Source organism: Kribbia dieselivorans NBRC 106261, from assembly GCF_001552435.1.
GTDB classification, from domain to species: domain Bacteria; phylum Actinomycetota; class Actinomycetes; order Actinomycetales; family Dermatophilaceae; genus Kribbia; species Kribbia dieselivorans.
Genome location: NZ_BCRE01000203.1, coordinates 1 through 9920, shown reverse-complemented (window position 1 = coordinate 9920; position 9920 = coordinate 1). Strand labels below are relative to the sequence as shown.

The 9920-nt window shown below is 70.8% G+C and carries 9 protein-coding genes; all 9 read right to left on the bottom strand.

The features are described 5' to 3' along the window. A partial coding sequence (locus KD1_RS14245; protein WP_281177625.1) for a precorrin-2 dehydrogenase/sirohydrochlorin ferrochelatase family protein occupies window positions 1-282 on the bottom strand: 282 nt, incomplete at its 3' end. Further along, window positions 279-1565, bottom strand: a complete 1287-nt coding sequence (locus KD1_RS14240; RefSeq protein ID WP_068403012.1) for a sulfate adenylyltransferase subunit 1 — start codon at window positions 1563-1565, stop codon at window positions 279-281. The genes KD1_RS14240 and KD1_RS14245, both read right to left, overlap by 4 nt. Next, window positions 1565-2563 (bottom strand): sulfate adenylyltransferase subunit CysD, encoded by a 999-nt coding sequence (gene cysD, locus KD1_RS14235; protein ID WP_068403011.1) that lies wholly within the window; start codon window positions 2561-2563, stop codon window positions 1565-1567. The genes KD1_RS14240 and cysD overlap by 1 nt, the downstream gene beginning before the upstream one ends. Window positions 2564-2576: 13 nt before the next feature. Further along, the gene (locus KD1_RS14230) at window positions 2577-3284 is read right to left on the bottom strand and encodes a phosphoadenylyl-sulfate reductase (RefSeq protein WP_068403009.1); all 708 of its coding nucleotides are present in this window, start codon (window positions 3282-3284) and stop codon (window positions 2577-2579) included. After that, entirely contained in the window at window positions 3281-4975 is a 1695-nt protein-coding gene (locus KD1_RS14225; protein ID WP_068403007.1) for a nitrite/sulfite reductase, read from the bottom strand. The genes KD1_RS14230 and KD1_RS14225 overlap by 4 nt, the downstream gene beginning before the upstream one ends. A gap of 210 nt (window positions 4976-5185) precedes the next feature. Continuing rightward, entirely contained in the window at window positions 5186-7822 is a 2637-nt protein-coding gene (locus KD1_RS14220) for a multicopper oxidase domain-containing protein (RefSeq protein ID WP_068403006.1), read from the bottom strand. Continuing rightward, the gene (locus KD1_RS14215; protein ID WP_245627425.1) at window positions 7819-8991 is read right to left on the bottom strand and encodes a DUF8744 domain-containing protein; all 1173 of its coding nucleotides are present in this window, start codon (window positions 8989-8991) and stop codon (window positions 7819-7821) included. Before KD1_RS14215 ends, KD1_RS14220 begins: the two co-directional genes overlap by 4 nt. Beyond that, window positions 8909-9460, bottom strand: coding sequence for a hemerythrin domain-containing protein (locus KD1_RS14210; RefSeq protein WP_083542500.1), 552 nt, complete (start codon window positions 9458-9460; stop codon window positions 8909-8911). Before KD1_RS14210 ends, KD1_RS14215 begins: the two co-directional genes overlap by 83 nt. Then, window positions 9460-9741: a DUF2249 domain-containing protein gene (locus KD1_RS14205; protein ID WP_068403004.1), complete on the bottom strand. Its 282-nt coding sequence runs from the start codon at window positions 9739-9741 to the stop codon at window positions 9460-9462. The genes KD1_RS14210 and KD1_RS14205 overlap by 1 nt, the downstream gene beginning before the upstream one ends. Window positions 9742-9920 lie beyond the last annotated feature (179 nt).

Here is a 9920-nt window from a genome sequence, read left to right as displayed (position 1 = left end):
GGCGTCGGCCGCCACGGCGGCGTCGACCGACGCGTCGCCGGTCGCGGTGTGCACCAGCCACGCCCCGGCCAGATCGACCGGCCCGGCGTAACGACGCTCCGCCCAAGTGATGTGACCGGCGGCGACGAGGTCGGCCAGGCCGTCGCACAACTGCGGCGCGACGACCGTGACGTCAGCGCCGTCGTCGACGAACGCCGACACCCGTCGGGCGGCGACCGGGCCGCCCCCGACCGCGACGACACGTCGCCCGGTCAGGGCGACGCCGAGCGGAGTGATGTTCACCGCAGCGTTCCGTCGAAGCGGTCGCGGATCATGCCGGCCGCCACGGTCGCGCCGTCGTGGGCGTCGATGAGCAGGAACGCACCGGTGCGGCGCGAGGTCGCGTAGTCCTCGGTGGCCAGCGGTGCGGCGAGCTTGATCCGCACCCGACCGATGTCGTTGAGCTCGAGCGACGTGGCCGGTGCGGGGGCGAGTTCGTGCAGGTCGAGACGACCGTTGACCTCGCTGACGATGCCCTTGACGGTTGTCGTCAGGTGCTTGACGTCGTAGCGGGCGCCGGGGGTCAGCGGCCGATCGGACAGCCACGTGACGACGGCCTCGATCTCCCGCACGGGCTGCGGAGCGTCGTGCGAGGACACGAGCACGTCTCCGCGCGCGATGTCGATGTCATCGGCCAAGCGCACCGTGACCGACTGCCCCGCGTGGGCGGAGTCCAGTTCGGTCCAGGCGAGGTCGATACCCACCACGGTCGACGTGCGGCCCGAGGGCAGCACCGTGACGGCGTCCCCGACGGCGATCGTGCCGGCGGCGACCTGACCGGCGTAACCGCGGTACTCGACGTGCTGCGGGTCGACCGCTCCGGACTGCGGGCGGATCACCGTCTGCACCGGGAAGCGGAACGTGCCGGTCGGCGCAGGCTCGCCCGAGGGCAACTGCTCCAGCAGTTCGAGCAGGGCCGGGCCGTCGTACCACGGGGTGTTCGTCGAGCGGTCGACGATGTTGTCGCCGAGCAGCGCCGAGACGGGGATGGTGTGCAGCCCCTGCGCGATGCCGAGCCCGGCAGCAAGCGCCTGGACGTCGGCCTCGACGGAGCGGTACGTGGCCTCGTCCCAGTCGACGAGGTCGACCTTGTTCACCGCGACAATGACGTGCGGCACGTGCAGCAGCGCGGCCACGGCGAGGTGGCGACGGGTCTGCTCGAGCACGCCGTGGCGCACGTCGACGAGCAGCACGACGACGTCGGCCGTGCTCGCGCCGGTGACGGTGTTGCGCGTGTACTGCACGTGACCGGGGCAGTCGGCGAGGATGAACGAACGCTCCGCCGTGGCGAAGTAGCGGTAGGCGACATCGATGGTGATGCCCTGCTCCCGCTCGGCGCGCAGGCCGTCGGTGAGCAACGCCAGGTCGGCGCCGTCCAGACCGCGGTCGGCCGAGGCTCGTTCGACGGCGGCGAACTGGTCGACGAGGACGTTCTTGGAGTCGTGCAGCAGTCGCCCGACGAGGGTCGACTTGCCGTCATCGACCGACCCGGCCGTGGCCAGGCGCAGCAGTGTCGTGGTGCCCATCAGAAGTAGCCCTCCTTCTTCCGGTCCTCCATGGCGGCCTCGGAGATCCGGTCATCGGCGCGGGTCGCGCCACGTTCGCTGACGGTGGTGGCGGCGGTCTCCCGGACCACGGCCGCGACGTCGAAGGCGTCGGAGGCGACGGCGCCGGTGCAGGACATGTCACCGACGGTGCGGTAGCGCACGGTGCGGGTGGTGATCTCCTCGCCGTCACGGGCCGGCAGGTACGGGCCGACGGCGAGCAGCATGCCGTCCCGGTCGACGACCTCACGCTCGTGCGCGAAGTAGAGCGGCGGGAGTTCGATGTTCTCGCGCTCGATGTACTGCCAGACCTCGAGTTCGGTCCAGTTGCTCAGCGGGAAGATGCGCACGTGCTCACCGGGGCGGTGGCGGGTGTTGAAGATGTTCCACAGCTCCGGGCGCTGGGTGCGCGGGTCCCACTGGCCGAACTCGTCGCGCAGGGAGACGATGCGCTCCTTGGCGCGGGCCTTCTCCTCGTCGCGGCGGCCGCCACCGAAGACACCGTCGAACTTGTGCTCCGCGATCGCGTCGAGCAGCGGCTGGGTCTGCAGCGGGTTGCGGGTGCCGTCGGCACGCTCGCGCAGACGACCGTCGTCGATGTAGTCCTGCACCTTGGCGACCTCGAGCCGCAGCCCGAGGCGCTCGGCCGTGCGGTCGCGAAAGTCGAGGACCTCGGGGAAGTTGTGCCCGGTGTCGACGTGCAGCAGCGGGAACGGCACCCGCGCCGGCCAGAACGCCTTGACGGCCAGGTGGAGCATGACGACGGAGTCCTTGCCGCCGCTGAAGAGCAGGGCGGGGCGCTCGAGCTCGGCGACGGACTCACGGATGATGAGCATCGCCTCGCTCTCGAGCACGTCGAGTTGACTGAGCGATGCGGCGGCCGGTGCGCCGGAGGCGTCGGCCGCGGTGGTGAGGGGCGTGGTCACAGGGGTGCCTTCGTTGATGTCGCTGGTGGCGAGTGCGGAGTCGGTGATGGTCATGCGCGCAACCGGCTCATACGTGGATCCCGCACTCGACCTTGTCGGTGCCCGACCAACGGCCGGAACGGATGTCCTCGCCGGGGGCGACCTTGCGGGTGCACGGGAAGCAGCCGATCGACGGGTAGCCCTGGGCCAGGAGCGGGTTGACCGGCAACTCGTTGATCTCGGAGTACAGGTTGAGGTCGTCGAAGCTCCACGCGGCCAGCGGGTTGACCTTGACCATGCCGTGCTTCTCGTCGAACGTCACCAGGGGCGTGTTGGTACGCGTCGGAGCCTCGTCGCGACGCACGCCGGTGAACCACACCTCGTAGCCCTCGAGGGCGCCGTTGAGCGGGTCGACCTTGCGCATCTGGCAGCACAGGGTCGGGTTGCGGTCGTGCAGCTTCTCGCCGAACTCGGCGTCCTGCTCGGCCACGGTCTGCTTCGGGGTGACGTCGACGACCGTGATCGGCAGCGCCTTGGCCACGGTGTCGCGCATGGCCAGGGTCTCCGGGAAGTGATACCCCGTCTCGAGGAAGAGCACCTCGACGTCGGGCACGTACCGCGCGACGACGTGCGGCAGGACCGCGTCGGCCATCGAGCAGGCGACGGTCATGGCCTCGGGCGCGAACTTCGTCGCGACCCACGCCATAAGGGTCTCGGCGTCGACCTCGCCGAGCGCCGCGCCCTCCTCCGCTATGGCGCGCAGTTCATCGACGGAGCGTCGTGTGGTGACGGTCATTTCAGGTCCCCTTCCTCGGCCCGGTGCGCCCACTGCGCGAAGGTCTCGCCGGTGGTGCGCTGGTCCAGGTACGAACGCACCAGACCCTCGACGTAATCCGGCAGGTCGTCGGCGGCGATCTTGAAGCCCTTGACCGTCCGGCCGAGGTTGGCCTCGGTGCCGGTGGTCTCGGCCAGGCCGCCACCGAGGTGGACCTGGAAGCCCTCGCGGTGGCCGCCCTCGCCGTCGTCCATGAGCAGACCCTTGAGGCCGATGTCGGCGGTCTGGATGCGCACGCACGAGTTGGGGCACCCGTTGATGTGCAGGGTGATGCGCTCGTCGAGGTCGAGGCCGTCGAGGCGCTTCTCCAGTTCGAGGATGGTGCGCTTGGCGTGGGCCTTGGTGTCGACGAAGCTCAGCTTGCAGAACTCGATGCCGGTGCAGGCCATCGTGTAGCGGCGGAACGGGCTGGGGTTCGGCGTCAGACCGAGCTCCTCGAGGCCGGCCACGGCGCGGTCGACGTGCTCGGTCGCGACGTCGAGCAGGAGCACCTTCTGGTGCGGCGTCAGACGGATGCGCTCGGCGCCGACCTCGCGGGCCAGCGCCGCCAGGCCGGTGAGGATGTCACCGTTGAGACGGCCGACGATCGGGGCGGCGCCGATGTAGTGGCGACCGTCCTTCTGCTCGTGGACGCCGATGTGGTCGGCCGGCGCGCCGTCCGGCACCGCGGCCGGACCGTCGGGCAGCGGGCGCTTCAGGTACTCGGTCTCGAGCACCTCCCGGAACTTCTCGATGCCCCACTGGGCGATGAGGAACTTCAGGCGGGCCTTGTTGCGCAGGCGGCGGAACCCGTAGTCGCGGAAGATCGAGACGACGCCGTGCCAGACCTCCGCGGCCTCCTCGGGGCGCACGAACACGCCGACGCGCTCGGCCAGTCGCGGCGCGGTGGACAGGCCACCGCCGACCCACAGGTCGTAGCCGAGGCCGAGCTCGGGGTGCTCGACGCCGACGAAGGAGACGTCGTTGATCTCGTGCACGACATCCAGCGACGGGTGCGCGGTCACCGCGGTCTTGAACTTGCGCGGCAGGTTCGACAGCGACGGGTCGCCGATGTAGGTGTCGACGATCTCGCGGACCGTCGAGCTGGAGTCGAAGAGTTCGCCCTGGGCGACCCCGGCGACCGGGCTACCGAGCACGACGCGGGGCACGTCACCGCACGCCTCGGTCGTCTGCAGGCCCACCGACTCGATGCGACGCCAGATCTCGGGAACGTCCTCGATGGCGATCCAGTGGTATTGGATGTTCTGCCGGTCGCTGACGTCGGCGGTGCCGCGGGCGAAGTCTCGGGAGATGCCGGCGAGGGTTTCGAGCTGGTCGAGCGTGAGCTGTCCTCCGTCGAGGCGGATGCGCATCATGAAGAACTTGTCCTCGAGCTCGGAGTCGGGCGCACCGGTGTGCGTACCGTCCAGGCCCTGCTTGCGCTGCGTGTACAGACCCCACCAGCGGAAGCGACCGTGCAGGTCCTCCTCGGTGATGCTGTCGAACCCGGTGGTCGCGTACTCGTTGAGGATGCGGTCCCGGACGTTGAGGCCGTTGTCCGCCTGCTTGAACACCTCGTTGGCGTTGAGCGGCTCGTGACCGTCGACGGACCACTGACCGTTGCTGCGGTTCGACTTCGACGGCCTGACGCGCTCGGGGGTCGACGTGCTCAAGGAATCCTCCGGGAAGTACGTATCGGGGTTGGACTCATCGCGGTCAACACCGCAACGACATAAGGGGATGTTATGCCATTGATTAGTCCCATGGCGAATTCGCTCGCCTGCTGGACGACATCATCACATTCCCCCGATGACCGACTTTTCCCCCGGATTTGGTGGGTTTTCCCGGTGTGCGACCGCTCAAAAGACCGCCGCTGACCCGCGTCACCGGGTCACGCGCACCACCCCATGGGCACCGCGCTCGGCGTCGACCATCACGTGGTTGACCACCGGGTAATGGCCCGGCTGGGGGAACGTCAACTCGACGAACCCGCCTTGGGCCGGCAGCAGCGGCAGCACCTGCGCGCCGGAACCTCGGTCGCCCCGAAGGGTGTACGCACCCTCCGTCCAGACGGTGTCGAACTGGCCTCCGACGACGTGGAGGGAGAGGGGACGGTTCGGGCCGGCGTCGACGCCCCAGATGCGCACCCGTTCGCCCACCCGGGCACGCATCGGCGAGAGGTCGTACTGGTTCGCGATGCCGTTGAAGACGACGCGGTCGGGCCGCTCGGCGACGACCTTGTCGGCGTCGACCTCTTGCGCCTGGGCGGCCGAGGAGGCTCCGTTGGCGAGGAAGACCTCGGACTGGACGAGCACGTACTGCCGGTCGACCTTGGGCAGGTCGGGCGGCTCGATGATGACGGCGCCATGCATGCCGGCCGCGATGTGCGTGCTCATCGGATGCGTGGAGCAGTGGTACATCCACGCTCCGGCCCGGGTGGCAGTGAAGCGATACGTCAGCCTGCCGCCCGGAGCAATCGTGCGCATCGGCCGGTCGGGAGCGAGCGCGCCGGCGTGGAAGTCGATCGAGTGCCCCATGTCGCCGTCGTTGACCAGCGTGATCTCGAAGACATCACCGACCCGGCCATGTAGGGTCGGGCCGACGCTGCGACCGTTGTAGGTCCAGCGGGTCTGCCACAGACCGGGGGCCACCTCGAGCGGCACCTGGGTGACGGTCAGCGTCACCCGGTGGACGCGTGAGGAGGACAGCGCCGGCAGCACCGGGTCGACGGCTCCACTCACGGAGGTGGCGCCGTCCCGGTTCGGCGGGATCGTCGCACCGGCGGCTTCGGCGGGTCCGGTTGCCTCGGATCCGTGCATGGCGTGCCCGGCGGCCTCAGCCCCGGGCGCCGCGGCGGCGCCCTCCACGACGATGTCGAGCACCATGCCCATCTGGCGGTGCCCGGCCACGGAGCACCAGCCCTGGGTCGAGGCGCCGATCACCCCGGCGTCGAGTTCGGCGCCGGCCCCCGGGGCCAGCCGGCTCGTGCGCGCACTGCCGATGACGAGGTCGTGGGAGTCCGCGTCATCCCGGTTGGTCAGCACGACGACGAGGCGGTCCCCCGCCGGTACGGTGATCCGGCTGGGTGTGAAGCGCATGTCGGCTGCGGATACCTCGACCCGCGTCGTGTGCCCCGTCGGCTCGACGGCGCTCGCCGGGGCCGCGCCCGAGGCGAGCGGCAGACCGGCGGCTCCCGGGTCGACGCCGATCCCGACCGTGACGGCGACGACCAGGGCAGTCACCGCCCCGACACACTGGCCGACCGACCACAGCCGGGGCTCGACCACGGCCGGTGCCTCCTGTCCGAGGGCTGCGGCACGGCGGGCCCGAGCCGAGGCCCGCGCGCCACCGATGAGCAGCGGGAGGAACACCGCGAGTGCCACGAGCACGAGGAGCGAGACGGTGACCCGCACCCACGAGGGCACCGGCAGGAGGAAGAGGACCAGGCCGGCGTTGATGACCGCCAGGCGCCAGGTCGCCCCGCGATCGAACCAGGCCCGCCCGGCCCGCACGACGGAGGGACCACCGCCCAGGACCGAGGGGATGAGGTACGACAGCGCTCCGGCCAGTAGTTGGGCGGCGAACCCGACGGCGAACACCCCGGCCACGGTTGGCAGCGACTGCGCAACCGCCTCCCAGGTCCGACTGGTCGCGAGCAGCCATCCGACCCAGAGCAGCCCCACGACCGCCCAGACCAGCGCGGCCAGCACGGAGGCCGGCGCGAACTCACGCAGTCCCTTGGCGCGCAGGGGCGCGGCCAGCGCACGGCCCCACCAGACCAGGCCCGCGGCATAGAGGAGCAGCCCGGCCAGCGCGAGCGGTCGCCAGCCGAGCAACGCCCCGGAGACGAGCACGGTGAGCCCACCCACCTGGAGCGGCAGGGCCTGGCGGCGGGCCAGTCGCTCGGCACGCTCGTCCATCCGGGCGCGCAGCATGGTGGGCCAGAAGGTCACGAGGGTGCCGGTCACGGTCAGCCCGATCCACCCGAGCAGGTTGACCGCGATGTGCGCGATCAGCAGACGGCCGTGCATCTCCGCGGGCAGCCCGAAGGCGAGCGCCGCTCCGAATCCGGCACCCACCGGCAGGCAGGCGGCGGCAGCGATGTATGAGTGGCTGACCACACGGAAGCGGTTCGGCAGGGCCCGGCGCAACAGGGCGACCAGGTGGATCCCGTGCCAGACGACCCCGACCGAGACGAGGGAGGCACCGGTGACGACGAGCCACCACCACTGCCCGGGAACGCCCAGGAACACCGCGAGCGCGCCCAGGGCGAACAGGACGATGCGGATGTCCTGCCGCCGGCGCGACGCGTCGTCCTGGGGCGCACGCAGCAGGGTGTGCGCGAAGTGCTCGCTCCACACCAGCGCGGAGTGGGTCAGGGCGCCGAGCAGCACGAGGTGGATCATCAGCCAGGTCGCTGCGGGGACGGAGCGGTGTGCGATGCCGATGGCCACGGCTGCCGTGAGCCACCCCACGGCCACCTGATCGCGCAGACGCCGGCGTGGGCGGGCCGGGCTCATGCGCGCACCACCACGACGGCCGCGGTCAGCACGAACACCAGCAGGGCAACGACGGTGACGACCGACCCGGCCTGCCAGAGGGGCCCACCACCGAGCACATCTCCGGCCACCCGCGCGACCAGGCCGCCGTGCAGCAGACCCAGTGGCAGCCACAGCACCGGCCGGTACGGCAGCGGTCGTCCGAGCACGGCGGGGAAGATCGTCGGTGCGTGGGCCATGACCATGGACAGCCCGAAACCGAGGAAGGTTGCGTGGATCACGACGTCATACGCTCCCTGTGAGCTGGGGGTGCCGGCGGTCAGCCAGACCAGCCCGGCGAGGGTGAGCCAGCCGTATCCAGCCAGCAGGGCGGCGCCGTTGTAGCGCCGGAAGCCGTGGGTGCGCACGAGGCGACGGGCCACGTCGTCACGCATCAGCCACAGCGCGATGGCCACGAGGGCCGCCCCGAAGAGTCGGCTGCCCGCCGGCGGCCACAGCAGCGCGGCCACCGCCGACAGGACGGTCAGGATGGCCAGCGCCACCAGTCGTGGCACGGCGTGCGGACCCATGCCCAGTTGGGCGAGCTCCGCGCGCTCGGCGGCGATCGTCACGACGACGAAGGCGGCCATCAGGGGCACCAGCACAGACACGTCGGTGACGAGCCACAGGGCCGCGGCCGCGATGGCCGGGACCGTGGAGAGCACCTGCACGGCCACCAGCGGTTGTGGGGCGCGCCGGTAGAGCGCCAGGTAGACGAGGGCGAACAGCACCGTGCCCTCCAGGAGCAGGAGCTGACCGATCAGTCGGGGCAGGCCAAACGCGAGGGCGATGCCGCCGGAGCCGAGGAGGCCGGGGGCCAGGTAGGCCCATGGCTGCCGGAGGGCTTGTGCGCGTTCGAGGGCGATCAGTGTGCCGAGGAAGCCGAGGACCATGACCATGCCGTGAACGTCGGGCAGGTGGCTCGCGCGCACCGGAGCCCAGGTGCCGAGGGCGAGCAGCGCCGCGTCCAGCCCGGCCAGCAGGCTGACGCCACCGAGGGCCAGCAGGACCAGGCGCCAGCGGACATCGCGATGACGAGCAGACCGGCCCGCACGCTGGCGGGCCGGATCAGCCGGCGGGCGGGCGGATTTCGCCTGTGGCGCCGGGGTGGACGTGGGGGTGCTCGTGCTCGTGTTCGTGTTCGTGGTCATCGTGGCCCGGTCCGTGGGAGTGGTCATGCGGATGGGTGGGCGGGGTCGCGGCCGCCTCGACTCGATCCCAGTCGGCGCCGGAGAGGGCGATCGCCGCGGCCGGAAAGAGACCGTTGTCCTCCTTGTCGATGTGCTCGCGCAGGGCGTGCTCGAACGCGGAGATGCCGGCCAGGTCCCCCGCCGCGACGGCGGCGAGGAGTTCATCGAGCAGCGTGTGCTCGCCGCACAGACGGTGGATGTGGTCGGCGTACTCCTCCTGCTCGGACATCACCGCGAAGAGTCCGACCTCCTCCATCACCGTGTGCGGGTGGAGCAGTCGGGCGACCCGGCCGGCGAGGCGGCCGACGGAGGCACCGTCGGCCGCCTCGCACGCCCGCCGCAGGTCACCGGTGGCGTTGATGACCTCGACGTGCTCGGCCATGAGCCGGCCGATCGTCGAGATGGACTGGCACCCGCAGTAGCTGCACATCAGACGCGGGCAAACCTCAGCTTCCAGGCGTCGGGGCCCTCCTCGAGGTAGCTGATCTCGACGGAGTCCCCGTAGGCGTCCTTGATCTGCCCGAGCAGGGGCAGCGGGTTGTGCGGCGCGATCAGCGCCATCGCCCCACCGGGCTTGAGCGAACCGAGTGCACCGAGGATCGACGCGTGGCGGATGGCGTGCGGAATCTCCCGGGCGTCGAGCGTGGGCAGGTCATCGTCGTGGTGACCGCAGGTGCAGGTCGCCTTCTCGACAAGGGGCAGGTCCGTCATGGTTCCTCCTATGTGGTGACCGGTTGGCCGTGGCGGGCCGGCTTCGTCAGCCCGCCTCAGGATTATTACACATTGATGTGTATTTATCGGGCTAGACTCGGTCCATGACAACCGAGGCCTTCGGGCCGGCCCCAGCGCCGACCGCGCCGCTGATGCCGCCGGCCCGCGCGCGGGTGGCG

Bases quoted from the DNA above. Each gene is read 5' to 3' on its own strand.
- KD1_RS14215 (WP_245627425.1), bottom strand. From the start codon at position 8,991: ATGACCACGAACACGAACACGAGCACGAGCACCCCCACGTCCACCCCG.
- KD1_RS14240 (WP_068403012.1), bottom strand. From the start codon at position 1,565: ATGGGCACCACGACACTGCTGCGCCTGGCCACGGCCGGGTCGGTCGAT.
- KD1_RS14220 (WP_068403006.1), bottom strand. From the start codon at position 7,822: ATGAGCCCGGCCCGCCCACGCCGGCGTCTGCGCGATCAGGTGGCCGTG.
- KD1_RS14205 (WP_068403004.1), bottom strand. From the start codon at position 9,741: ATGACGGACCTGCCCCTTGTCGAGAAGGCGACCTGCACCTGCGGTCAC.
- cysD (WP_068403011.1), bottom strand. From the start codon at position 2,563: ATGACCATCACCGACTCCGCACTCGCCACCAGCGACATCAACGAAGGC.
- KD1_RS14230 (WP_068403009.1), bottom strand. From the start codon at position 3,284: ATGACCGTCACCACACGACGCTCCGTCGATGAACTGCGCGCCATAGCG.
- KD1_RS14210 (WP_083542500.1), bottom strand. From the start codon at position 9,460: ATGTGCAGCTACTGCGGGTGCCAGTCCATCTCGACGATCGGCCGGCTC.